At 71.6% G+C, this 24,447-nt stretch carries 20 protein-coding genes and 1 pseudogene; 17 read left to right on the top strand and 4 right to left on the bottom strand.

Translation table 11 applies throughout. The annotated features are described in order from the left end of the window. The first annotated feature begins 159 nt into the window (after nucleotides 1-159). Complete coding sequence (locus tag ACIBCJ_RS29445; protein ID WP_362508596.1) at nucleotides 160-1,578, top strand: sugar porter family MFS transporter; 1,419 nt, start codon at nucleotides 160-162, stop codon at nucleotides 1,576-1,578. A 170-nt stretch (nucleotides 1,579-1,748) separates the two neighbouring features. On the opposite strand, the gene ACIBCJ_RS29440 is transcribed toward ACIBCJ_RS29445, so the two are convergent. Further along, nucleotides 1,749-3,200: a cytosine permease gene (locus tag ACIBCJ_RS29440; protein WP_362508599.1), complete on the bottom strand. Its 1,452-nt coding sequence runs from the start codon at nucleotides 3,198-3,200 to the stop codon at nucleotides 1,749-1,751. A gap of 183 nt (nucleotides 3,201-3,383) precedes the next feature. Between ACIBCJ_RS29440 and ftsY the strand changes: the two genes are divergently transcribed. Beyond that, nucleotides 3,384-4,592, top strand: coding sequence for a signal recognition particle-docking protein FtsY (gene ftsY / locus ACIBCJ_RS29435; RefSeq protein ID WP_166662013.1), 1,209 nt, complete (start codon nucleotides 3,384-3,386; stop codon nucleotides 4,590-4,592). 117 nt (nucleotides 4,593-4,709) lie between these two features. On the opposite strand, the gene ACIBCJ_RS29430 is transcribed toward ftsY, so the two are convergent. After that, entirely contained in the window at nucleotides 4,710-5,381 is a 672-nt protein-coding gene (locus ACIBCJ_RS29430) for a bifunctional DNA primase/polymerase (RefSeq protein ID WP_365981146.1), read from the bottom strand. Between the two features lie 445 nt (nucleotides 5,382-5,826). On the opposite strand from ACIBCJ_RS29430, the gene ACIBCJ_RS29425 reads away from it, so the two are divergent. The 6 genes from ACIBCJ_RS29425 to ftsH all read left to right on the top strand — a co-directional run bounded on the left by ACIBCJ_RS29425 (nucleotide 5,827) and on the right by ftsH (nucleotide 15,531). After that, nucleotides 5,827-7,323 (top strand): hypothetical protein, encoded by a 1,497-nt coding sequence (locus ACIBCJ_RS29425; RefSeq protein WP_362103718.1) that lies wholly within the window; start codon nucleotides 5,827-5,829, stop codon nucleotides 7,321-7,323. A 310-nt stretch (nucleotides 7,324-7,633) separates the two neighbouring features. After that, nucleotides 7,634-8,980 carry an ammonium transporter gene (locus tag ACIBCJ_RS29420; protein ID WP_362103719.1) on the top strand — a complete coding sequence of 449 codons (1,347 nt, stop codon included), beginning with the start codon at nucleotides 7,634-7,636 and terminating at the stop codon, nucleotides 8,978-8,980. Then, nucleotides 8,977-9,315 (top strand): P-II family nitrogen regulator, encoded by a 339-nt coding sequence (locus ACIBCJ_RS29415; protein WP_133889476.1) that lies wholly within the window; start codon nucleotides 8,977-8,979, stop codon nucleotides 9,313-9,315. The genes ACIBCJ_RS29420 and ACIBCJ_RS29415 overlap by 4 nt, the downstream gene beginning before the upstream one ends. Before the next feature lie 26 nt (nucleotides 9,316-9,341). Continuing rightward, nucleotides 9,342-11,789 carry a [protein-PII] uridylyltransferase gene (locus ACIBCJ_RS29410; protein WP_365981145.1) on the top strand — a complete coding sequence of 816 codons (2,448 nt, stop codon included), beginning with the start codon at nucleotides 9,342-9,344 and terminating at the stop codon, nucleotides 11,787-11,789. Between the two features lie 126 nt (nucleotides 11,790-11,915). Further along, entirely contained in the window at nucleotides 11,916-13,466 is a 1,551-nt protein-coding gene (gene ffh, locus ACIBCJ_RS29405; RefSeq protein ID WP_365981144.1) for a signal recognition particle protein, read from the top strand. A 118-nt stretch (nucleotides 13,467-13,584) separates the two neighbouring features. After that, a complete protein-coding gene (ftsH, locus tag ACIBCJ_RS29400; RefSeq protein ID WP_365981143.1) occupies nucleotides 13,585-15,531 on the top strand; it encodes an ATP-dependent zinc metalloprotease FtsH in 1,947 nt (648 codons plus the stop codon). 12 nt (nucleotides 15,532-15,543) lie between these two features. Here the strand turns inward: ftsH and ACIBCJ_RS29395 are convergent, their stop codons facing one another. Both ACIBCJ_RS29395 and ACIBCJ_RS29390 read right to left on the bottom strand, forming a co-directional pair. Next, complete coding sequence (locus ACIBCJ_RS29395; protein WP_362103723.1) at nucleotides 15,544-16,149, bottom strand: hypothetical protein; 606 nt, start codon at nucleotides 16,147-16,149, stop codon at nucleotides 15,544-15,546. A gap of 206 nt (nucleotides 16,150-16,355) precedes the next feature. Next, nucleotides 16,356-17,264, bottom strand: coding sequence for an SAM-dependent methyltransferase (locus tag ACIBCJ_RS29390; protein ID WP_365981142.1), 909 nt, complete (start codon nucleotides 17,262-17,264; stop codon nucleotides 16,356-16,358). A gap of 671 nt (nucleotides 17,265-17,935) precedes the next feature. Between ACIBCJ_RS29390 and ACIBCJ_RS29385 the strand changes: the two genes are divergently transcribed. The 9 genes and pseudogenes from ACIBCJ_RS29385 (at nucleotide 17,936) to lepB (ACIBCJ_RS29345) (ending at nucleotide 24,353) form a co-directional block, all read left to right on the top strand. Beyond that, on the top strand, nucleotides 17,936-18,532 hold the full coding sequence (locus ACIBCJ_RS29385) for a hypothetical protein (protein ID WP_133889470.1): 597 nt from the start codon (nucleotides 17,936-17,938) through the stop codon (nucleotides 18,530-18,532). A gap of 254 nt (nucleotides 18,533-18,786) precedes the next feature. Further along, entirely contained in the window at nucleotides 18,787-19,206 is a 420-nt protein-coding gene (gene rpsP / locus ACIBCJ_RS29380; RefSeq protein ID WP_007444852.1) for a 30S ribosomal protein S16, read from the top strand. A 2-nt stretch (nucleotides 19,207-19,208) separates the two neighbouring features. Continuing rightward, nucleotides 19,209-19,448 carry an RNA-binding protein gene (locus ACIBCJ_RS29375; RefSeq protein ID WP_005479813.1) on the top strand — a complete coding sequence of 80 codons (240 nt, stop codon included), beginning with the start codon at nucleotides 19,209-19,211 and terminating at the stop codon, nucleotides 19,446-19,448. A 127-nt stretch (nucleotides 19,449-19,575) separates the two neighbouring features. After that, nucleotides 19,576-20,208 carry a ribosome maturation factor RimM gene (gene rimM / locus ACIBCJ_RS29370; RefSeq protein ID WP_365981141.1) on the top strand — a complete coding sequence of 211 codons (633 nt, stop codon included), beginning with the start codon at nucleotides 19,576-19,578 and terminating at the stop codon, nucleotides 20,206-20,208. Then, nucleotides 20,208-21,041 (top strand): tRNA (guanosine(37)-N1)-methyltransferase TrmD, encoded by an 834-nt coding sequence (trmD, locus tag ACIBCJ_RS29365; protein ID WP_362103726.1) that lies wholly within the window; start codon nucleotides 20,208-20,210, stop codon nucleotides 21,039-21,041. The genes rimM and trmD overlap by 1 nt, the downstream gene beginning before the upstream one ends. Before the next feature lie 136 nt (nucleotides 21,042-21,177). After that, entirely contained in the window at nucleotides 21,178-21,528 is a 351-nt protein-coding gene (gene rplS, locus ACIBCJ_RS29360) for a 50S ribosomal protein L19 (RefSeq protein ID WP_016432403.1), read from the top strand. 45 nt (nucleotides 21,529-21,573) lie between these two features. Further along, nucleotides 21,574-22,347, top strand: a complete 774-nt coding sequence (gene lepB / locus ACIBCJ_RS29355; RefSeq protein ID WP_365981140.1) for a signal peptidase I — start codon at nucleotides 21,574-21,576, stop codon at nucleotides 22,345-22,347. Next, nucleotides 22,340-23,419, top strand: a pseudogene (lepB, locus tag ACIBCJ_RS29350) (signal peptidase I); the annotation flags it as partial. The gene lepB (ACIBCJ_RS29355) and the pseudogene lepB (ACIBCJ_RS29350), both read left to right, overlap by 8 nt. Beyond that, on the top strand, nucleotides 23,313-24,353 hold the full coding sequence (gene lepB / locus ACIBCJ_RS29345; protein ID WP_365981139.1) for a signal peptidase I: 1,041 nt from the start codon (nucleotides 23,313-23,315) through the stop codon (nucleotides 24,351-24,353). The pseudogene lepB (ACIBCJ_RS29350) and the gene lepB (ACIBCJ_RS29345), both read left to right, overlap by 107 nt. The last annotated feature ends 94 nt before the right edge of the window (nucleotides 24,354-24,447 follow it).

The raw sequence follows: 24,447 nt of genomic DNA, 5'->3' as shown, positions 1-24,447 counted from the left end.
AGACCGGTTCTTCGCTCCGAATCTCATACCTCTCGTCCTATTGACTTCGAAACTTGAAGGCATAGTCTCTGCAACGTTGCTTTTACCTTCAGGTCCCTTCAGTGGTACCTCGAAGGGCGAACCGCCCCGGCAGCGTTGCCGGTAGCCCGAGGAGTTCACGTGGCCAGCACATCGCAGGCGCCCAGTCCAGGAGCCGGGACGGCTCACCCCGATCATCTCGGGCACGTCATCTTCATCGCGGCGGCGGCCGCGATGGGCGGTTTCCTGTTCGGTTACGACAGTTCCGTGATCAACGGCGCCGTCGAGGCCATCCGGGACCGTTACGACGTCGGTTCCGCGGTGCTGGCCCAGGTCATCGCCGTCGCGTTGATCGGCTGCGCGATCGGTGCGGCCACCGCGGGCCGTATCGCCGACCGCATCGGCCGTATCCGCTGCATGCAGATCGCGGCGGTGCTGTTCACCGTCAGTGCCGTGGGTTCCGCGCTGCCCTTCGCGCTGTGGGACCTGGCCATGTGGCGGATCATCGGCGGCTTCGCGATCGGTATGGCCTCGGTGATCGGCCCCGCCTACATCGCCGAGGTCTCCCCGCCCGCCTACCGCGGCCGGCTCGGCTCCTTCCAGCAGGCCGCGATCGTCATCGGCATCGCCGTATCCCAGCTGGTCAACTGGGGCCTGCTGAACGCCGCGGGCGGCGACCAGCGCGGTGAGCTGATGGGCCTGGAGGCCTGGCAGGTGATGCTCGGCGTCATGGTGATCCCGGCCGTGCTCTACGGCCTGCTGTCCTTCGCCATCCCCGAGTCGCCCCGCTTCTTGATCTCGGTGGGCAAGCGCGAGCGGGCCAAGCAGATCCTCGAAGAGGTCGAGGGCAAGGACGTCGACTTCGACGCCCGTGTCAACGAGATCGAGCACGCCATGCACCGCGAGGAGAAGTCCTCCTTCAAGGACCTGCTGGGCGGCAGCTTCTTCTTCAAGCCGATCGTCTGGATCGGTATCGGCCTCTCGGTCTTCCAGCAGTTCGTCGGCATCAACGTCGCGTTCTACTACTCCTCGACGCTGTGGCAGTCGGTGGGTGTCGACCCGGCGGACTCGTTCTTCTACTCGTTCACGACGTCGATCATCAACATCGTCGGCACCGTGATCGCGATGATCTTCGTGGACCGCGTCGGCCGCAAGCCGCTCGCCCTGGTCGGCTCCGTCGGCATGGTGATCGGTCTGGCGCTGGAGGCCTGGGCCTTCTCCTTCCACCTGGTCGACGGCAAGCTCCCGGCCACCCAGGGCTGGGTCGCCCTGATCGCCGCCCACGTCTTCGTCCTCTTCTTCGCCCTGTCCTGGGGCGTGGTCGTGTGGGTCTTCCTCGGCGAGATGTTCCCCAACCGGATCCGCGCCGCCGCCCTGGGCGTGGCCGCCTCCGCGCAGTGGATCGCCAACTGGGCCATCACCGCGAGCTTCCCGTCGCTGGCCGACTGGAACCTGTCCGGCACCTACGTGATCTACACGGTCTTCGCCGCCCTCTCCATCCCCTTCGTGCTCAAGTTCGTGAAGGAGACCAAGGGCAAGGCCCTGGAGGAAATGGGCTGACCCGCCCGCCCTCCCGAACCCGGGGAGGAGGGCCAAGTCCCCGCTGCCCCTCTCCCCGTACCGTCCGCCGCCCCGCCCGGTCCTCGACCGGGCGGGGCGGCGGTGTGACGGGACGCGAAACGGCGCCCCCGCTCCCGAACGCTCGGGAGCGGGGGCGCCGTCGGTGTACGTCAGACGGTCACGGCCTCGGACTGCTCGGCCCGCTCCCGGGGCGCCGCGGGAACCACCAGCGCCGGCTTCGGCAGCACGGCGTACAGCACCGCGGAGACCACCACCGTGGCCACCCAGCCGAGCCCGTACTCGCCGACGACGTTGTTCGCGGCGAGGGGGCCGGTGAACCAGTCGGACGTGGTGAACATCAGACCGGCGACCAGGCCCACCGCCCAGGCGGCGACGGCGGCGGGGGAGAAGCCGCCGCGGTACCAGTAGGCGCTGGTGCGGCCGGTGTCGGCCAGGGCCTCGCCGTCGTACTCCCGGCCGCGCAGCATGTCCGCGCCGAAGACGCCGACCCAGGCGGAGAAGGCGACCGCGAGCAGCGACAGGAAGGCGATGAAGGACCCCATGAAACTGGTCGCCACCAGCATCAGCACACCGCCGAAGACCAGCGAGATCACGGCGTTCACTGAGACCGCCCAGTGCCGCGGGACCTTGAAGCCCAGGGTCTGCGCGGTGAAGCCCGCCGAGTACATCGACATCGAGTTGATCAGCAGCATGCCGATCAGGGCGATCAGCAGGTACGGCACCGCGATCCAGGTCGGCAGGATCTCGCCCAGGAAGGACACCGGGTCGGCGGCCGAGGCCAGGTCCGGCGTGGAGACGGCCATGATCATGCCCATCAGGACCATGGGCAGGACGACGATGCCGGCGCCGCCGACCGTGACCCCCACGATCCCCTTCGACGAGGCCGTACGCGGCAGGTACCGGGTGAAGTCCGGGGCGGACGGGATCCAGCTGACGCCGCCGGCCGCGATCAGACCCACACCGGTGATCATCGCGGCCACCGTACCGGCGGGCCGGTCGAAGACCGCGGACCAGTCGGTGTCGACGACCAGGTAGCCCAGCACCAGCACCGAGAAGGCACCGAAGAGGTAGGTCGCGTACTTGTTGCACTTCTGCACGGCGTTGATGCCCAGACCCGAGATCGCGAACGTCGCCACGACGAAGGCGAGCAGCGTCACCATGTCCAGCACGCTGTTCGCGCGTATGCCGAAGACGATGTCCAGCACGGTGAGCACGGCATAGGCGCCGGTCACCGCGTTGATCGTCTCCCAGCCCCAGCGGGCCACCCAGATCAGCGAGCCCGGCAGCAGGTTGCCCCGCTGCCCGAACACGGCACGCGACAGCGCCATGCCGGGCGCGCCGCCCCGCTTGCCCGCGATGCCGATCAGACCCACCAGGCCGTACGACACGACGGGCGCCGCGGCCGCGACGACCAGGGCCTGCCAGAAATTGAGCCGGTACGCCACGACGAGGCTCGCGCCCATCGTGAGCAGCAGCACGCTGATGTTGGCGCCGACCCAGGTGGGGAACAGCTCGCGGATCCGGGCGGTGCGCTCGTGGTCGGGCACCTGCTCGATGCCCCGGGTCTCCAGGGCGCCTTCGTTCTCGGCGGTCTTGCTCATGTGGGGGGTCCGTGCCTCGATCGTGGGGAAGAGGGGCGGTCGGGACTCTACGCGCGTTGACGCGTCCTCTTCCATCGTACTTTGATCCGACTCGTGCCTTCCAGGGACCTTTGTCCTTCGGACGAAACCACAAGGGACCGACAGCGGGGCGCCGTGCCGGGGGTCCCGCATACTGGAGCCGTTATGGAAATCGTCATCCTTGCTGTAGTCATCGCCGTGGTCGTGATCGGCGCGCTCGGCGGGCTGGTCGTGGGCAGTCGCCGCAAGAAGCAGCTGCCTCCGCCGCCTCCCTCGACGCCCGACATCACCGCCCCTCCGGCCGAGCCGCACGTCGGCGACGAGGCCGAGACGCCGCGCGACGAAACGCGCCGGACGATAGAGGAGGTCGACCTCCCGGACGGCGGCACCGCCACCGTCGAGGAGCCGCCCGTCGTCGAAGAGCTCGAGATCCCGCAGATCGAGGTTCCCGAGCCCACCGCCGGCCGACTGGTCCGGCTCCGTGCCCGCCTCTCCCGCTCGCAGAACGCCCTCGGCAAGGGCCTGCTGACCCTGCTGTCGCGGGAGCACCTCGACGAGGACACCTGGGAGGAGATCGAGGACACGCTGCTCACCGCCGACGTCGGCGTCCAGCCCACCCAGGAGCTGGTCGAGCGGCTGCGCGAGCGGGTGAAGGTGCTCGGCACCCGCACCCCCGACGAGCTGCGCGGGCTGCTGCGCGAGGAGCTGATCAACCTCGTCGGCCCCGACATGGACCGCGAGGTCAAGACCGAGCCCGCCACCGGCAAGCCCGGCATCGTGATGGTCGTCGGTGTCAACGGCACCGGCAAGACCACCACCACCGGCAAGCTCGCCCGCGTCCTGGTCGCCGACGGCCGCAGCGTCGTCCTCGGTGCCGCCGACACCTTCCGTGCCGCCGCCGCCGACCAGCTCCAGACCTGGGGCGAGCGGGTCGGCGCCCACACGGTGCGCGGGCCGGAGGCCGGCGACCCGGCCTCCGTGGCGTTCGACGCGGTGAAGGAGGGCAAGGAGATCGGGTCGGACGTCGTGCTCATCGACACCGCCGGCCGCCTGCACACCAAGACCGGCCTCATGGACGAGCTGGGCAAGGTCAAGCGCGTCGTGGAGAAGCACGCGCCCCTGGACGAGGTCCTGCTCGTCCTCGACGCCACCACCGGCCAGAACGGTCTGATCCAGGCCCGGGTCTTCGCCGAGGTCGTCGACATCACCGGCATCGTCCTCACCAAGCTGGACGGCACGGCCAAGGGCGGCATCGTGGTCGCCGTGCAGCGCGAGCTGGGCGTGCCGGTCAAGCTGATCGGACTCGGCGAGGGTGCGGACGACCTGGCACCGTTCGAGCCCGCGGCGTTCGTGGACGCCCTCATCGGCGAGTGACACGGTCTGCGTCCCACGCAGGCCGCGCGAGCGAGAAGCGCCCGTCTCCCACTCGGGGGACGGGCGCTTTTGCGTGTGATGCCGGAGGTCACAGGGGTCGTCGGCGTCGGAGCAGGGTCATGCCCGGGACCGGTGGGCGACGTAGGCCAGGGTTCCCAGGAGGAGCCGTGCCGCCGGGGGTCTCGTGGTCGAATCGAGGGCCGGCGGGCGCAGCCAGCGCACCGGACCGCGGCCGCCGCGGTCGGAGGGCGGTGCCGTGACGTACGCTCCGGGGCCGAGACCGCACAGGTCGAGGGCGGACGGATCGTCCCAGCCCATGCGGTACAGCAGCCGGGGCAGCTCGGCCGCGGCACCGGGAGCGACGAAGAACTGGGCGCGGCCCTCGGGCGTCGCCGCGACCGGGCCGAGCGGCAGCCCCATGCGCTCCAGGCGGGCGAGCGCCCGCACGCCGGCCGGCTCGGCCACCTCGATCACGTCGAAGGTCCGCCCGACCGCCAGCATCACCGCGGCGCCCGGGAAGCGGGCCCACGCCTCGCTCGCCTCGTCCAGCCTCGCCCCGGCGGGAACCTCGGGTGCGAAGTCCAGGGGATGCGCGCCCGGCGCGGGACAGTCGGACAGGCCGCAGGAGCAGACGCCGGCCGCCGCCCTGGCGCCCGGGACCACGTCCCAGCCCCACAGCCCGGTGTACTCCGCCACCACGGTGCACTCGCCGGTGCGGCCGCGGCGACGCGCGCCGGACCGGATGTCCCGCATGCCCCGGGTGCTGCCGATGCCGATCGTGAAGCCCATGCCCCCTCCAACGGGTCCGACGCAGCGGCGGTTACGCAGCGGACGTGAAACGTGACTCTCTGCTTCCAGCTCCCCAGTCCGACGCGGTTCAGACGGCGTCCGGAGGCGTTCCGGGTGGTGCGTCCGTCCGCGCGCGCCCCGATCCGCACCGTTGCACCGGCGCCTGGTTGGCCTATGTCAAGTGAATCGCGTCCCCGCCACCGCGAGTTCATTCGAAGGGGTGGCGAATGGTGGCGATTCCGCGATCGCCATGGCTGAACGAGTGATCGCGGGACTACTTTGTGTGCATGGAGCCGTGGGGCACATGCACTCGTGGGTATGCCGGAGGCAACTCGGTTCTCCGTTCGAAGGGTGTCAACCGCCGGACGGGGGGCCGTAACCACCGGCATTCTGATAGGGCTTGGCGCACTCGGCGACAGGTGGTCTCAGGGATGGGGGCGTTCCAGTGAGCGGCAACGGCGGAAGCAGTACGAGCGCGGGGAGCGCGTCGCACGCCGACAAGCGCCCGAACGAGCTGCTCACCTCCTGGTTCGCCCGCAGCGGCTGGTCCAAGGGCGAGCTGGCCCGCCAGGTCAACCGCCGGGCCCGCCAGTTGGGCGCCAACCACATCTCCACGGACACCTCGCGGGTGCGCCGCTGGCTCGACGGGGAGAACCCGCGCGAGCCGATCCCGCGGATCCTGTCCGAGCTGTTCTCCGAGCGCTTCGGCGTCGTCGTCTCCGTCGAGGACCTGGGCCTGCGCTCCACCCGCCCCACGCCCTCCGCGACCGGCGTCGACCTCCCCTGGACGGGCCCGCAGACCGTGGCCCTGCTCAGCGAGTTCTCGCGCAGCGACCTCATGCTGGCGCGGCGCGGCTTCCTCGGGAGCTCGCTGGCCCTCTCCGCGGGGCCGTCCCTCATCGAACCCATGCAGCGCTGGCTCGTCCCCACGCCCGCGGCCGCCCCGTCCGCCGGCCAGGAGACCGCGCCCGCCTCCCGTGCGCGCGGCCGCCTGTCCAGGCCGGAGCTGGAGCTGCTGGAGTCCACGGCCGTGATGTTCCGCCGCTGGGACGCCCAGTGCGGCGGCGGTCTGCGCCGCAAGGCCGTGGTCGGCCAGCTGCACGAGGTCACCGACCTGCTCCAGGAACCCCAGGCCGAGACCACCCGCGCCAAGCTCTTCAAGGTCGCCGCCGAGCTGGCCGAGCTGGCCGGCTGGATGTCGTACGACGTGGGGCTCCAGCCCACCGCGCAGAAGTACTTCGTGCTGGCCCTGCACGCCGCCAAGGAGGCGGGGGACCGGCCGCTCGGCTCGTACATCCTCTCCAGCATGAGCCGCCAGATGATCCACCTCGGCCGGCCCGACGACGCCCTGGAGCTGATCCACCTCGCGCAGTACGGCAGCCGGGACTGCGCGAGCCCCCGCACCCAGTCGATGCTGTACGCGATGGAGGCCCGCGCCTACGCCAACATGGGGCAGCCCGGCCGCACCAAACGCGCGGTGCGCATGGCGGAGGACATCTTCACCGAGGCCGACGAGTGGGACGAGCCGGACCCCGACTGGATCCGCTTCTTCTCCGAGGCCGAGCTGTACGGCGAGAACAGCCACTCCTTCCGCGACCTCGCCTACGTGGCCGGCCGCAGTCCCGCCTACGCCTCGCTGGCCGACCCCCTCATGCGCCGGGCCGTGGAGCTGTTCGCCAAGGACGAGGAACACCAGCGCTCCTACGCGCTCAACCTGATCGGCATGGCCACCGTGCACCTGCTGCGCCGCGAACCCGAGGAGAGCACGGTCCTGGCCATGGAGGCCATGAGCATCGCCAAGAAGGTCCGCTCCGAACGCGTCAACACCCGCATCCGCAAGACCGTCGACACGGCCGTACGCGATTTCGGCGACCTCGGTGAGGTCGTCGACCTCACCGAGCGGCTCGCCGTCGAGTTGCCGGAGACCGCCGAAGCGGTCTGAAACCCCACCAGCCCCGGCCGCGGCCGGCCCTCCCGAACTGCCCGACTCGGCTCCCCCATGCCAGGTCATTCGGAGGCCGCCGCGGCCGGCTTGCGTCCCGGCCGGGACGGCTCGGTCACGACGGCGACCGCCCCCCGGCCGTTCACCCACGCGTAACACGCACCGCGCCTTCGTCACGGCGGCGAAACAACGAGGGGCTTCCACCGAAACCGCGCTGCGTCAATCTCGTGGCGCATAACCGGCCCACCCCTCACCGCCCGCCCGCCAGGCTTCGCCCGCACGGGGCCGTACCAACGACGAGGAGACGCCGATGGCTCCAGCCATCACGCTCGCCGCAGAGACGGAGCTCTCTGCCGCCAACACGGGCTTCATGCTCATCTGCTCCGCCCTGGTGATGCTGATGACGCCGGCCCTGGCCTTCTTCTACGGAGGCATGGTCCGCGTCAAGAGCACCCTGAACATGCTGATGATGAGCTTCATCAGCCTCGGCATCGTCACCGTCCTGTGGGTGCTCTACGGCTTCTCCATGGCGTTCGGCACCGACTCGGGCAGTGTCGTCGGCTGGAACTCCGACTGGGTCGGACTCAGCGACATCGGCCTGACCGAGCTGTGGGACGGCTACACCATCCCGGTCTTCGTCTTCCTGGTCTTCCAGCTGATGTTCGCCGTCATCACCCCGGCCCTGATCAGCGGCGCCCTCGCGGACCGCGTGAAGTTCACGGCCTGGGCCCTGTTCATCGCCCTGTGGGTCACCGTCGTGTACTTCCCGGTCGCCCACTGGGTCTGGGGCACCGGCGGCTGGGCCTTCGAACTGGGCGTGATCGACTTCGCGGGCGGCACGGCCGTGCACATCAACGCCGGCGCCGCCGCGCTCGGCGTGATCCTGGTCATCGGCAAGCGCGTCGGCTTCAAGAAGGACCCGATGCGCCCGCACAGCCTGCCGCTGGTCATGCTCGGCGCCGGTCTGCTCTGGTTCGGCTGGTTCGGCTTCAACGCCGGTTCCTGGCTCGGCAACGACGACGGCGTCGGCGCGCTGATGTTCGTCAACACCCAGGTCGCCACCGGCGCCGCCGTCCTCGGCTGGCTCGCCTACGAGAAGATCCGGCACGGCGCCTTCACCACCCTCGGCGCGGCCTCCGGCGCCGTCTCCGGCCTGGTCGCCATCACCCCGGCGGGCGGCGCCGTCTCCCCGCTCGGAGCGATCGCCGTCGGGCTCATCGCCGGCGTGGTGTGCGCCATGGCCGTCGGCCTGAAGTACAAGTTCGGCTACGACGACTCCCTCGACGTGGTCGGTGTCCACCTGGTCGGCGGCATCCTCGGCTCGCTGCTCATCGGCTTCTTCGCCAGCGGCAAGGGCCAGTCCGACGTCGAGGGCCTCTTCTACGGCGGCGGCCTCGACCAGTTCTGGAAGCAGTGCGCGGGTGTCTTCGGCGTCCTCGCCTACTCCCTGGTGGTCTCCGCCGTCCTCGCCTTCCTGCTGGACAAGACGATCGGCATGCGGGTATCCGAGGACGTCGAGGTGGCCGGCATCGACCAGGCCGAGCACGCCGAGACCGCATACGACTTCAGCGGCGCCGGTGGCGGTGCCGCCCGGACGACCGCCACGCCGGCCGCCTCGGCGGCGGCGTCGGCCACGAGCAAGAAGGTGGACGCATGAAGCTCATCACCGCCGTCGTCAAGCCGCACCGGCTCGACGAGATCAAGGAGGCCCTCCAGGCCTTCGGGGTCCACGGCCTGACCGTCACCGAGGCCAGCGGCTACGGCCGCCAGCGCGGACACACCGAGGTCTACCGGGGTGCCGAGTACACCGTCGACCTGGTGCCCAAAATTCGCATCGAGGTCCTGGCCGAGGACGGCGACGCCGAGCAGCTGATCGACGTCGTGGTCAAGGCGGCCCGCACCGGCAAGATCGGCGACGGCAAGGTCTGGGCGGTCCCGGTCGACACGGCCGTACGGGTCAGGACCGGCGAGCGCGGCCCCGACGCGCTCTGACACGACCAACGAACAGGAGTCGCCGGGTGACGAGTACGGACGTGACGCACGAAGCAGAGGACTCGGAACCCGGCGGCTACGCGGCGGCCCGGCTGCGCCTCCTCACCGAGGGGGCGCGGTCCGGGCCGCCGCGCCGCAGGGCGCTGGCCGACCTCACGGACGACTGGCTGGCGGGTCTCTTCGGCGCGGGCACCGGGGGAGCCGCGGGGGTCTCCCTCGTCGCGGTCGGCGGATACGGGCGCGGTGAGCTGTCCCCGCGCAGCGACCTGGACCTGCTCCTGCTGCACGACGGCCGCGACGACAAGGCGGTCGCCGCCCTCGCCGACCGCCTCTGGTACCCGGTCTGGGACCTCGGCCTCGACCTCGACCACTCCGTCCGCACCCCGCAGCAGGCCCGGAAGACGGCGGGCGAGGACCTGAAAGTCCACCTCGGCCTTCTGGACGCCCGCCACCTCGCCGGGGACCTCGGGCTGACCGCCTCCCTGCGCACCGCCGTCCTCGCCGACTGGCGCAACCAGGCACCCAAGCGGCTGCCCGAGCTCCGCGACCTGTGCGCCGAGCGCGCCGAACGCCAGGGCGAGCTGCAGTTCCTGCTGGAACCGGACCTCAAGGAGGCCCGCGGCGGCCTGCGCGACGCGACCGCGCTGCGTGCCGTCGCCGCCTCCTGGCTCGCCGACGCCCCGCGCGAGGGCCTCGCCGACGCCCGGCGCCGGCTGCTCGACGTACGCGACGCCCTCCACCTGGCGACGGGCCGGGCCACCGACCGGCTGGCGCTGCAGGAACAGGACCAGGTGGCGGCCGAGCTGGGCCTGCTGGACGCCGACGCGCTGCTGCGGCAGGTGTACGAGGCGGCCCGTGTCGTCTCCTACGCGGGCGACGTCACCTGGCGGGAGGTGGGGCGTGTGCTGCGCTCGCGGTCCGTGCGGCCCAGGCTGCGCGCCATGATCGGCGGAGGGAAACCGGTCGCCGAGCGCTCCCCGCTGGCCGAGGGGGTCGTGGAGCAGGACGGCGAGGTCGTCCTCGCCCGCACCGCACGCCCCGAACGCGATCCCGTGCTCCCGCTGCGTGCCGCGGCCGCCGCCGCACAGGCCGGACTCCCGCTCTCGCTGCACGCCGTACGGCGCCTGGCGGCCACCGCGCGCCCCCTGCCGGCGCCCTGGCCCGCCGAGGCCCGTGAGCAGTTGGTGACCCTGCTCGGTTCGGGCCGGCCCACGGTGCAGGTATGGGAGGCGCTGGAGGCCGAGGGCCTGGTCACGCGGCTGCTGCCGGACTGGGAGCGGGTCCGCTGCCGCCCGCAGCGCAATGCCGTGCACCTGTGGACCGTCGACCGGCACCTGATCGAGACCGCCGTCCGCGCCGCCGGATTCACCCGCCGCGTGCACCGCCCCGACCTGCTCCTGGTCGCCGCGCTGCTGCACGACATCGGCAAGGGCTGGCCCGGCGACCACTCCGTGGCGGGGGAGACCATCGCCCGGGACGTCGCCGCCCGCATCGGCTTCGACCGCGCGGACGCCGCCGTCCTCGCCACCCTCGTCCGCCACCACCTGCTGCTCGTGGAGACCGCCACCCGGCGCGACCTGGACGACCCGGCCACCGTGCGCGCGGTGGCGGAGGCGGTCGGCACGGAGCACACGCTGGAGCTGCTGCACGCCCTGACCGAGGCCGACGCGCTGGCGACCGGACCGGCCGCCTGGTCGTCCTGGCGCGCCTCCCTCGTCGCCGACCTGGTGAAGCGGGTCACCGGGGTGCTGGCCGGGGAGCCGCAGCCCGAGCCCGCGGCCGCCGCGCCCACCGCGGAACAGGAGCGGCTCGCGGTCGAGGCCTCCCGCACCGGCGGCCCGGTCCTGGCCCTGCGGGCGCAGACCGAACCGCCGGCCGGTTCGGCACCGGCGGACGGCCCGGAGCCGCTCGGCGTGGAGCTGCTGATCGCCGTGCCCGACCAGCCGGGTGTACTCCCCGCGGTCGCCGGGGTCCTGGCCGTGCACCGCCTCACCGTCCGCACCGCCGAACTGCGCACGCTCCCGCTGCCGGACGGCGTCGACGGCTCCGTCCTGCTCCTCGACTGGCGGGTCGCGGCCCAGTACGGCTCCCTGCCCCAGGCAGCCCGGCTCCGTGCCGACCTGGTCAGGGCCCTGGACGGCACGCTGGACATCGCCGCGCGGCTCGCCGAACGGGACGCGGCCCACCCACGGCGCCGGGGCGTCGAGCCGCCCCCGCCCCGGGTCACCGTCGCCCCGGCCGCGTCCCGCCTCGCCACGGTGATCGAGGTGCGCGCCCAGGACGCCCCGGGGTTGCTGTTCCGGCTCGGGCGGGCACTGGAGGCGGCGGGGGTGCGGGTGCGCAGCGCGCACGTGTCGACGCTGGGTGCGAACGCGGTGGACGCCTTCTACGTGACGCGGGACCGGGGTGCGCCGCTGCCGGGCGAGGAGGCGGCGTCGGTGGCCCGGGAGCTGGAGGAGTCGCTGCGGGCGTGACCGCGCCGCCGGTGGGCCCTCCGGGTCCCCGCCCGCTCTCTGCGACGGGCAGGGACGATTTGCTCGCCGGGCCGGATACCCTGGAGGGCGACCCACACCAACGCCGACGCGAGGACCTACGCCGCCGTGTTCGATACTCTCTCCGACCGCCTCTCAGCGACTTTCAAGAGCCTGCGCGGCAAGGGGCGGCTGTCCGAGGCGGACATCGACGCCACGGCCCGCGAGATCCGCATCGCGCTCCTCGAGGCGGACGTGGCCCTGCCCGTCGTGCGCGCGTTCATCAAGAAGGTCAAGGAACGCTGCCTGGGCGCCGAGGTCTCCAAGGCGCTCAACCCGGCCCAGCAGGTCCTCAAGATCGTCAACGAGGAACTGGTCGGCATCCTCGGCGGCGAGACCCGGCGCCTGCGCTTCGCCAAGCAGCCGCCCACCGTGATCATGCTGGCCGGTCTCCAGGGTGCCGGTAAGACCACCCTCGCGGGCAAGCTGGGCCGCTGGCTCAAGGAGCAGGGCCACTCGCCGCTCCTCGTGGCCTGTGACCTCCAGCGCCCCAACGCCGTCAACCAGCTGAGCGTCGTCGCCGAGCGGGCCGGCGTCGCGGTCTACGCCCCCGAGCCGGGCAACGGCGTGGGCGACCCGGTCAAGGTCGCGAAGGACTCCATCGAGTTCGCCAGGACCAAGGTCCACGACCTGGTCATCGTCGACACCGCCGGCCGCCTCGGCATCGACCAGGAGCTGATGCAGCAGGCCGCGGACATCCGTGACGCCGTCAGCCCCGACGAGATCCTCTTCGTCGTCGACGCGATGATCGGTCAGGACGCGGTCAACACCGCGGAGGCCTTCCGCGACGGCGTCGGATTCGACGGCGTGGTGCTGTCCAAGCTCGACGGTGACGCCCGCGGTGGCGCGGCCCTGTCGATCGCCTCGGTGACCGGCAAGCCGATCATGTTCGCGTCGAACGGCGAGAAGCTCGAGGACTTCGACGCCTTCCACCCTGACCGGATGGCCTCCCGCATCCTCGACATGGGTGACCTGCTCACCCTGATCGAGCAGGCGGAGAAGACGTTCAGCCAGGAAGAGGCCGAGAAGATGGCCTCCAAGCTGGCGTCCAAGAAGGGCCAGGACTTCACCCTGGACGACTTCCTGGCCCAGATGGAGCAGGTCCGCAAGATGGGCTCCATCTCCAAGCTGCTCGGCATGCTGCCGGGCATGGGCCAGATGAAGGACCAGATCAACAACCTCGACGAGCGCGACGTCGACCGCACGGCCGCCATCATCAAGTCGATGACCCCGGCCGAGCGCCAGGAGCCCACGATCATCAACGGCTCGCGCCGCGCCCGCATCGCCAAGGGCTCCGGTGTCGACGTCAGCGCGGTGAAGAACCTGGTGGAGCGGTTCTTCGAGGCCCGCAAGATGATGTCCCGCATGGCCCAGGGCGGCGGCATGCCGGGCATGCCCGGGATTCCCGGCATGGGGGGCGGGCCCGGCCGGCAGAAGAAGCAGCAGAAGAAGGCCAAGGGCAAGCAGCGCTCCGGCAACCCGATGAAGCGCAAGCAGCAGGAGCAGGAGGAGGCCGCCCGCCGTGCCGCCGCCGCGCAGAACGGGGGCGCCCTCGGTCTGCCGCAGCAGGGCGGACAGGACTTCGAGCTGCCGGACGAGTTCAAGAAGTTCATGGGCTGACCGCCGATTCGGCCGGTTCGGCACCAGCACGTCGCCGGGGCGCCTCTCCCGCAAGGGAGGGCGCCCCGACGTCGTACACCCACATGCCCGGGCGGCTTTCCTGTCGTAGCGTCCGGATATGACCAATCCGTCCCCGCCGCGCAAGGCCTCCGAGCCGCCCTGGCGCACCGAGGGCACCCCCGACGAGCCGCCCAAGCCGCCGTCCGGCGGCAGGAGGATGCGCGGCGGCTGGTGGAACCTGGTCCTGGCCGCGCTGATCGTCTACCTCATCGCCAACCTCGTGCTCTCGTTCTTCAACGAGGGCGACGAGCCGACCATCTCCTACACGGAGTTCAGCAAGCAGGTCGACGAGGGCAACGTCAGCAAGATCTACGCCAAGGGCGACGCGATCCAGGGGCAGCTGAAGAAGGCCCGGGACAATCCCGAGGGCGACGGCACCTACACCAAGTTCACCACCGAGCGGCCGACCTTCGCGGACGACCGGCTCTGGAGCGAGCTGACGAAGAACGAAGTCACCGTCACCGCCGAGCCCGTCGTGCAGCACCGCAGCTTCCTGTCCAACCTGCTGATCGCACTGGCCCCGATGCTGATCCTCGTGGTGCTGTGGATCTTCATCGCGCGGCGCATGCGGGGCGCCCTGGGCGGCGGGGCGGGCGGGATGCTCGGCCGCAAGGCGCCGCCCAAGCCCGTCGAGCTGGAGGCCGGGGAGCCGCGCACCACCTTCGCCGACGTCGCCGGGATCGACGAGGTGGAGGGCGAGCTGAGTGACGTCGTCGACTTCCTGAAGAACCCGGACGCCTACCGCCGCATGGGCGCCAAGATGCCTCGCGGGGTGCTGCTGACCGGTCCGCCCGGTACCGGGAAGACGCTCCTCGCGCGCGCGGTCGCGGGCGAGGCGGGCGTGCCGTTCTTCTCCGCCTCGGCGTCCGAGTTCATCGAGATGATCGTGGGGGTGGGCGCCTCCCGGGTGCGGGAGCTGTTCGCCGAGGCGCGCAAGGTGGCGCCGTCGATCATCTTCATCGACGAGATCGACACCATCGGCCGGGCCCGCGGCGGCGGCTCCGGCATGGGCGGCCACGACGAGCGCGAGCAGACCCTCAACCAGATCCTCACCGAGATGGACGGCTTCTCCGGCTCGGAGGGGGTGATCGTCATCGCCGCCACCAACCGCGCGGACATCCTGGACGCCGCCCTGACCCGCCCGGGCCGGTTCGACCGGGTGGTCAGCGTCTCGCCGCCGGACAGGAGCGGCCGGAAGGCGATCCTGGAGATCCACACCCGCGAGATCCCGCTCGCCCCGGACGTCGACCTCGCCCAGGTCGCCCGTACGACACCGGGCATGACCGGCGCGGAACTGGCCAACCTCGCCAACGAGGCGGCGCTGCTCGCGGTGAAGCGCAAGCAGGACCGGGTGACGCAGGCGAACCTCTCCGAGGCGCTGGAGAAGGTCCAGCTGGGGGCCGAGCGCCCGCTGGTCATGCCCGAGGAGGAGCGCCGGCGCACCGCCTACCACGAGAGCGGGCACGCCCTGCTGGGCATGCTGCAGCCGGGCGCCGACCCCGTACGCAAGATCACCATCGTGCCGCGCGGCCGGGCACTCGGGGTGACGCTCTCGACGCCGGACGCGGACAAGTACGCGTACACGGAGGAGTACCTGCGCGGGCGGATCATCGGCGCGCTCGGCGGCATGGCGGCCGAGCACGTGGTGTACGGGGTGATCACGACCGGTTCGGAGAGCGACCTCGAACAGGTCACCAACATCGCGCGCGGCATGGTCGCGCGCTGGGGCATGAGCGAGCGGGTCGGACGGCTCTCCGCCCTCCCCGGCGACGCCCAGCAGGCGTACGGCCTCGCCGCCGCACCCCAGACGCTCGACGCCATCGACGGGGAGATGCGCAGGGTCGTCGACTCCTGCTACGAGGAGGCCGTGCGCAAGCTGCGCGACCACCGGGGTCAGCTCGACGCGCTCGCCGGGTCGCTGCTGGCGAACGAGACGCTGGACGAGGCGGAGGCGTACCGCATCGCCGGGATCACCCGGCTGACGAAGGACGACCCCGAGGCGTGAGCTCCTCCCGCACTACTTCTGCGGGAACGTCCACACGTACGGCTCGCCGTCCTCCTCCGACCAGTGGACCTCGACGCTCGTGGCGTTCGCGGGGATCACGTAGGTCTCGCAGAAGACGTGGCTCTCGCCCTGCTTCCAGCTGTCCACGTCGTACGGGTCCTCGCAGCCCGGCGCGTCCTCGGAGGCGCCGATCAGGACGCCGCCGCGCTGCCCGTCGGCGAACACGGTGGTGGCGTCGTGCACGTCGGAGCCCTCGGTCAGGGCCGGACCGCTCTTGTGGGTGTACTCGACGTACGCGGTGGCCAGCACCTTGCCCTTGGCGTCCGCGGCGTCCGCCACCGCCTTCGCGGCCTCCGCCTCCGTGCCCACCTCGACCTTCTGCGCCACCACGTCGTAGGTCACCTGGCCGGGGTCCTCCGCGACCTTGCCCGTCGCGCTCTCGCCCTGCGCCATGTCGCCGCCCGAGGTGGGCGCGGAGGGCGAGGGCGAGGCCGTGGCGGCCGTCCCGCCCTTCGCGTCGGCGCCGGAGTCGTCGTCCCCGCCGCCGCAGGCGGTGAGGGCCAGGGCGAGGACGGCGACGGGCGCGGCGAGGCGCAGTGCGGTCTTGCGGTGCGGCACGAAAGGCTCCTGTATGCAGATGTGTTGGTTCCTCCGAACGGTGGATCAGAGTAGAGGACCATGATCCACCAGGAGGAACCTCAGGAGCCCCGGACGGGCTCCTTCACATCATTCACACCTGCATCGGCCCCGGCGCACCACGAGTCGGTCACGCTTCGCACCGACCCGGCCGGAACCGGTCGTCACGGAACCCGGGCGATCGGTCGTCACGGGACCCGGGCGATCAGGTAGCGGAACACGTTCGGCATCCACACGGTGCCGTCCGGCCGCCGGTGCGGGTGCAGCGCCTCGGTCAGCTCCTTGTCGACCTGTACCCGGTCGGTCGCCGCGACCGCCGCGTCGAACAGCCCGGTCGACAGCAGCCCGCGCACCGCGCTGTCCGTGTCGGCGTAACCGAACGGGCACGCCACCCGTCCCGAGCCGTCCGGCCGGAGACCGGCCCGCTGCGCCACCTCCTCCAGGTCGTCGCGCAGGGCGGGGCGCCAGCTGCCGTGCAGCGGGTCGGAGAGCTTGGTGGCCACCCGCAGCACCGAGGTCGTGGCACACCGCTCGGGCGGGCCCCAGCCGGCCAGCACCACGGCCGCTCCCCGCGCGGCGAGCGGTGTCGCCCGGGTGAGCAGGTCACCGAGTCCCTCCGAGTCGCCCGCCAGGCACCCGATGGGCTCGAAGGCGGTCACCAGGGTGAACGCCGGTGCCGTCGGGTCCGCCGCGTCCTCGGGCGGGCCCTCGACGATCCGGGGCTCCTCGCCCGGCGCGCGCGTGGCGCCCGCCCCGGGGGACTGCGGCCCTTCGGACGTCCCCGGCTCCCCGGACTCCCCGGACGTCCCGGGCAGCAGGCGCCGACGGGCCAGGGCCAGGAGTTCCGGCGAGCGGGAGTCGACCCCGGTCACCGCGGCGCCGCGCGAGGCGGCCATCAGCAGCGCGAGACCGGAACCGCAGCCCAGGCCCAGCACGCGGGTGCCCTCGCCGACGTTCAGTCGTTCGTGGACGGCCTCGTAGAGCGGTACGAGCATCCGTTCCTGTATCTCGGACCAGTCACGCGCGCGTGCACGCAGGTCCACGTGAGGCGTCGCCCCCGCGTGAGATGTGTGCTGCCGCACGAGCGTAGGTGTCATAGGAAAGCGCCCCAATCGCCGAGTGTTGCCGCCGTGCCCGATTCCATGGCCCCCGTGCAGTGCGCTCGCACTCCCCCCGTATGCCAGGAAACTCCGGGCTCGCCGTGGCGTCCAGTGGTAGCGGGGCCCGGTTTGCCCGGTCCCGGTCACCGTGGCGAGAATTCACTTCCCGGCAACATGGGCCTGGCCGCGTGGTACCCCGAGTAGCCCCGTTCCGCGGCCCCGGCCGGATGGCCGGATCGTGTCGCCGGTCGATGACCGTGGGTGGCCGAGGCGCCGGGGGGACGGTTCCGGCCAAGGTCGACCGGCGCGGCGGTCGTCGCCGGGGGCCGGGGAGCGCCGTGGGGCGGGGCGGTGCCGGACGTCCGCGGCGCACCGGGTAACGTCACCTCCGCCGGCGCTCCGGCTCGGAGCGCCTTCCTCCGGCGTGACGGCGGCCGAAACGCCTCTTGCGCCCGCGCGGATCCCACCCGCCCCGGCGCGTGGACGGCGGCTACGCGCCGGCGCGTACGTCGGACTACGCACCAGCTTGGTACGAGCTGTGAGGCTTCTCCGCAGATCAGCGCACCCGCCCTCGTCGGGACGCATCAGCGGCAACTGACTGGTACGTGCAAATTATTTGGGATGCCCCGGAATAGGAACACAGCGGCCCCCCGGCTCGTTGTCATTACGTGAGCACGACACCACCTGTTCTCGCCGCAGAGCTGGCGCAGGCGTGGGCCGACATTCAGCGGCACCACACCGAGCTGCCCGATCTTGCCGCGCCCGAGTCCCTGATCGGAGAGTCGTCGTCCGCCTGCGGGCACGAACTCTCCTTCGAGCGACTGCTTCACGAGGCAGTCCACGGCATCGCCGCCGCGCGCGGAGTACGCGACACCTCCCGCGCGGGGCGCTATCACAACCGTCGATTCCTGGCGATCGCCGAGGAGCTGGGCCTGGACCACCCCGAGGAGCCGCATCCCAGCAGCGGCTTCTCGCTGGTCACGCTCACCCCCGAGGCGAAGCGCCGCTACCGTCCGACGATCGAACGCCTCCAGCGCGCGCTGAAGGCCCACACCGTCGCCACCGCGACCGACACGGCCCGCAGCTTCCGCGGTCCGGCCGCGCGTCACGGCTCCTCCGGGGGAGGGGTGCGCGTGAAGGCGGTCTGCGACTGCGGACGCAACGTGCGGGTCGTCCCGTCGGTGCTGGCCCAGGCCCCCATCATGTGCGGCGGCTGCGGCAAGCCGTTCCGGATTCCGGAGGTGGTCGGCGCGGGAGTGGGCTGAGCGTCCGGCTGCTCGTGGCAGCCGGAGCCGGCCGGGGCCCGTCGTCCGGGGCCGAGCGGCCCGCCCCCGGGCGGGCGCCGAGCCCTCGGTCCGGCGGGCCCGCCCGCGTGTGGCACAATGGCTAGCTGTACTCGACAGTCGCACAGGACCCCTCTCTCCTCCGGCTGACGCGTCCATCGGGCACTCGGGTACCGCAACCCCACGCGGCTCTCTCGCCGTGCCCAACCACGTCAAAACCAGGAGAACCCACTCCCGTGGCAGTCAAGATCAAGCTGAAGCGTCTGGGCAAGATCCGTTCGCCTCACTACCGCATCGTCGTCGCCGACTCCCGTACCCGCCGTGACGGCCGGGCCATCGAGGAGATCGGCAAGTACCACCCGACGTACAACCCGTCGGTGATGGAGGTCGACGCCGAGCGTGTCGCGTACTGGCTCGGTGTCGGCGCGCAGCCGACCGAGCCCGTGCTCGCCATCCTGAAGAAGACCGGCGACTGGCAGAAGTTCAAGGGCGAGCCCGCCCCGGCTCCGCTGCTGCAGCCGGCCGAGAAGGCGGCCCGCCCGTCCTTCGAGGCGATCGGTGGCGAGGACGAGGGCAAGGGTGAGGCGATCACCCAGAAGAAGAAGGCCGACAAGAAGGACGAGGCCGCCGCCGAGTCCTCCGCGTCCGAGGCCTGAGCATGCTCGAGGAGGCTCTCGAGCACCTCGTGAAGGGCATCGTCGACAACCCTGACGATGTGCAGGTCGCCTCGCGCGACCTGCGCCGTGGGCGGGTGCTCGAGGTCCGGGTACACCCCGACGACCTCGGCAAGGTGATCGGCCGCAACGGCCGCACCGCACGCGCCCTGCGCACCGTCGTGGGCGCCATCGGCGGCCGCGGTGTCCGTGTCGACCTCGTCGACGTGGACCACGTCCGCTGACGGCAATCGCAGCACCGGCTCGGGCCGGGGAAGGCCACTGGGCCGTCCCCGGCCCGCAGTCGTAAGAGCCCCGGAGCCGTACGGCCCCGAGCGGCTCGTCCGCAGTTCCGACAGGAGATCAAGCACAGTGCAGCTGGTAGTCGCGCGCATCGGCCGCGCCCACGGGATCAAGGGCGAGGTGACCGTCGAGGTCCGCACGGACGAGCCGGAGCTGAGGCTCGGGCCCGGTGCCGTACTGACCACCGACCCCGCCTCCGTCGGGCCGCTCACCATCGAGACCGGCCGGGTGCACAGCGGCCGCCTCCTGCTGCGCTTCGCCGGCGTCCACGACCGCACCGGGGCCGAGGCCCTGCGCAACACCCTCCTGATCGCCGACGTGGACCCGGACGAGCGGCCCGAGGACGACGACGAGTACTACGACCACCAGCTGATCGACCTCGACGTGGTGACCGCCGACGGCACCGAGGTCGGCCGGATCACCGAGATCTCCCACCTGCCCACGCAGGACCTGTTCGTCGTGGAGCGTCCCGACGGCAGCGAGGTCTACGTGCCGTTCGTCTCCGAGATCGTCACCGACATCGACCTGGACGAGCAGCGCGCGGTCATCGACCCGCCGCCCGGCCTGATCGACGACCGCGCGGAGATCGCCTCCGCCCGCGACGAAGTCGCTCACGGCCGTAGCGACGCCGCGGGTGACGAGGCGGACGGCGACGCGGGGGACGGCGACGAGAAGGACGGCGACGAGAGGGCCGGCGCGTAATGCGGCTCGACGTCGTCACGATCTTCCCCGAGTACCTGGAACCGCTGAACGTCTCCCTGGTCGGCAAGGCACGCGCGCGCGGACAGCTCGGCGTCCACGTGCACGACCTGCGCGACTGGACGTACGACCGCCACAACACGGTCGACGACACCCCCTACGGCGGCGGCCCGGGCATGGTCATGAAGACCGAGCCCTGGGGCGACGCCCTGGACTCCGTCCTGGCGGACGGCTACGAGCGCGGCTCCGGCGAGCCCGCCCTCGTCGTGCCCACGCCCAGCGGCCGGCCCTTCACCCAGGAACTCGCCGTCCACCTCTCCGAGCGGCCCTGGCTGATCTTCACCCCCGCCCGCTACGAGGGCATCGACCGCCGCGTCGTCGACGAGTACGCGACCCGGATGCCGGTGTACGAGGTGTCCATCGGCGACTACGTCCTGGCCGGCGGCGAGGCGGCCGTCCTCGTCGTCACCGAGGCCGTGGCCCGGCTGCTGCCCGGCGTGCTCGGCAACGCCGAGTCCCACCGCGACGACTCCTTCGCCCCCGGCGCCATGGCCAACCTGCTGGAGGGCCCCGTCCACACCAAGCCGCCGCAGTGGCGCGGGCGCGGCATCCCGGACGTGCTGCTCAGCGGCCACCACGGCAGGATCGCCCGCTGGCGCCGCGACGAGGCCCTGCGACGCACCACGGCCAACCGGCCCGACCTGATCGAACGGTGCGAGCCCGCCGCCTTCGACAAGAAGGACCGCGAGATGCTCTCCATCCTGGGCTGGCAGCCCGACCCGGACGGGGAACCGTACGGCCGATTTTGGCGCAGGACCCCGGGCATGGAAGAATAGGCGGCTGTTGTGCGTCCGTCCGGAGCGCGCCCCTGCCACAGGGGGAGACGACGCCCGTCCCGACCCGCACGACCCTGATTCCGAAACACCTAGTTTCCGCTGATGACCTGTGGCATCAGCGAGGAAAGCAGACGAAATGTCTCACCTGCTCGACTCCGTCGACGCCGCGTCGCTGCGCAGCGACGTCCCGGCCTTCCGCCCCGGCGACACCGTCAACGTCCACGTGCGCGTCATCGAGGGCAACCGCTCCCGTGTGCAGCAGTTCAAGGGCGTCGTCATCCGCCGTCAGGGCGCCGGCGTGCGCGAGACCTTCACGGTCCGCAAGGTCTCCTTCTCCGTCGGCGTCGAGCGCACCTTCCCGGTGCACACCCCGATCGTGGAGAAGATCGAGCTCGTCACCCGCGGTGACGTCCGCCGTGCCAAGCTGTACTACCTGCGCGAGCTGCGCGGCAAGGCCGCGAAGATCAAGGAGAAGCGCGAGAGCTGAGCGCCCTCCGAGGTCCGTGCCGGGGCCGGATAACATCTGGCCCCGATGGACACCGAAGCACAGCACACGGAGCGCGACCGCTCCTCCCGCCCCTCCGACTCCGAGCACCCCTCGGACGCGGAGGGCCCGGAGGGACGGTCGCGTTCCGCGTTCCCCGGGCGGATCTCGCACTGGGTGCCGGGCGGCCGGATCACCGTGACCCTGCTGGTCCTGATGCTCTTCCTGCTCCTGCTCAGCACCTTCGTGCTGCAGCCGTTCCAGATCCCCAGCGGATCGATGGAGCGGGGATTGAGGATCGGCGACCGCGTTCTCGTAAACAAGTTGGCGTACCGTTTCGACGGTCGGCCGCGACGCGGGGACATCGTCGTCTTCGACGGCACCGGGCTCTTCGGTGACGGCGACTACATCAAACGCGTCGTCGGTGTGGGCGGGGACCACGTCGTCTGCTGCGACGAGGAGGGGAGGGTCCGGGTGAACGGCCAGTCGGTCGACGAGTCGGCCTTCCTCCACCCCGGCGACCGCCCGTCCACGGTCCCCTTCGACGTCGTCGTCCCCGACGGCACCCTCTTCGTCCTCGGCGACCACCGCGCCGACTCCAGCGACTCCCGCGACCACCTGGGCTCCCCGGGCGGTGGGATGGTCCCGCTGGACGCCGTGATCGGCCGCGCCGACTGGATCGTCTGGCCGGTCGGACACGCCACCCGCATCGACCGGCCCGACGCCTACGCGCGCGTGCCGGAGGCGGAGGCGGAGGCCGACGCCGGCGCCGCGTCCGATGCCGGGACCGGGGCGGCGCGCGCCGGGGACGCCGATGGGTAGCCGGGGCAAGCCGAGGGGAGCGGCCGGCAGCCCCGCGGAGAACCTGCTGCCCACCGGTTCGCGGCGCACCGCCGCGCCGTCCGGCGGCCGCTCGCGCGCCGAGCGCCGCAAGCTCCAGCGCAAGGTCAAACGGCGGCGCAGACGCGGCGCCGTCAAGGAGATCCCGCTCCTCATCGGGGTCGCCGTCCTCATCGCGCTGGTGCTCAAGACGTTCCTCGTCCAGGCCTTCGTGATCCCGTCCGGTTCCATGGAGCAGACCATCCGGATCGGAGACCGGGTCCTGGTGGACAAGCTCACCCCCTGGTTCGGCTCCGAGCCGGAACGCGGGGACGTCGTCGTCTTCCGCGACCCCGGCGGCTGGCTGGCGGGCGAGCAGACCACCAAGAAGGACGACCCCGTCGGCGTCAAGCAGGTCAAGGAGGGCCTCGCCTTCATCGGACTGCTGCCGTCCGACGACGAGAAGGACCTCATCAAGCGCGTCGTCGGTGTGGGCGGGGACCACGTCAAGTGCTGCGACACACAGGGCCGCGTCACCGTCAACGGCGTTCCCCTGAACGAGGACTACCTGTACCCGGGGGACAGCCCGTCCCGGACGCCGTTCGACGTCACCGTCCCCGAGGGACGGCTGTGGGTGATGGGCGACCACCGGTCCAACTCCGCCGACTCCCGCTTCCACCAGGACACCGACTTCGGCACCGTCTCCGAGGACGAGGTGGTGGGCCGGGCCATGGTGATCGCGTGGCCGTTCGGTCACTGGACCACCCTGGACGAGCCGAAAACCTACGCGACCGTCTCCGACGCGGCTCCCGGTGCGACCGCCGCTCCCGACGTGTCGCATAGGGTTGCCCCCTACGATCCGAACGCGATGATGCAACTCCCGACCCCTGCGGAACTCCCGCTCGTTATGGGAGTGGTGGGCCTGCGCCGTTTCCGGGGCGGGCGGCGGCAGAGAGTAAGGAGTTGGCGTGGGGGATGTGGCGGTTGGCGCACGGTCCGGACACGACGGCGAGGAGAACCGCGGACGCCCCGTGGAGACGGCCGGCCCGGCCCGGGCCGACGCCCCGGACTCCGGGTACGGCTCCGGAACCGAGGACGGCAGGGTGACGAACGGACAGAGCGGCGGGAACGCGCACAACGGCGGGACCGAGGACGAGGGAGTCGGCGGGACACCGCCCGCGGCACCTCCCGCGGAGAAGAAGCAGCGTTCCTTCTGGAAGGAACTGCCGATCCTGATCGGCATCGCGCTGGTGCTCGCCCTGCTGATCAAGACGTTCCTGGTGCAGGCGTTCTCCATCCCGTCGTCCTCGATGGAGAACACCCTTCAGATCGGTGACCGGGTCCTGGTCGACAAGCTGACCCCCTGGTTCGGCTCGGAGCCCGAGCGCGGCGAGGTCGTCGTCTTCCACGACCCGGACGACTGGCTGGCGGGCGAGCCGACGCCCGATCCGAACGCCTTGCAGACGGTCCTCAGCTGGATCGGCCTGATGCCGTCCGCGGACGAGAAGGACCTGATCAAGCGCGTCATCGGTGTCGCCGGCGACACGGTCGAGTGCAACAAGACCGGCCCGCTCAAGGTCAACGGCAAGGCGCTGAACGAGCCGTACGTCTACCCGGGCAACACGCCGTGCTCGGACGACGACCAGGGCGGACGATTCAAGATCACGGTGCCCGAGGGCAAAATCTGGGTCATGGGCGACCACCGGCAGAACTCCCGGGACTCGCGCTACAACCAGGCGGACAAGAACGGCGGCATGGTCCCCGTGGACGAGGTCGTCGGCCGCGCCATCGTGGTCGCCTGGCCGATGAACCGCTGGAGCACCCTGTCGATCCCCGACACCTTCGACCAGGACGGCCTGAAGGCGTCCTCGGCCGCCGCCGCACTGTCGGTCGCCCCCCAGGGCATGGCCGTCGCCGGCGTGGTCCCTGTCGTGTGGTGGCGCCGTCGTCGCACCGCGTCCGCCGCGTCTGCCGCTTCCGGCCCCTCCACGCGGACCGAGAACCGCTGAGCATCCTGACATCCTGAGCATCCCGGTCGTGGCTCCGCGGCCGTTTCCTCGGCCGCTTCTCGACGGGGCAGCCCCTCCCGGCCGTTCTCCGGCC

It is taken from the genome of Streptomyces sp. NPDC051136 (genome assembly GCF_044455745.1).
GTDB lineage: Bacteria > Actinomycetota > Actinomycetes > Streptomycetales > Streptomycetaceae > Streptomyces.
Note: the sequence above shows the minus strand (reverse complement) of the source record. Positions and strands in the feature narration are given on the sequence as shown.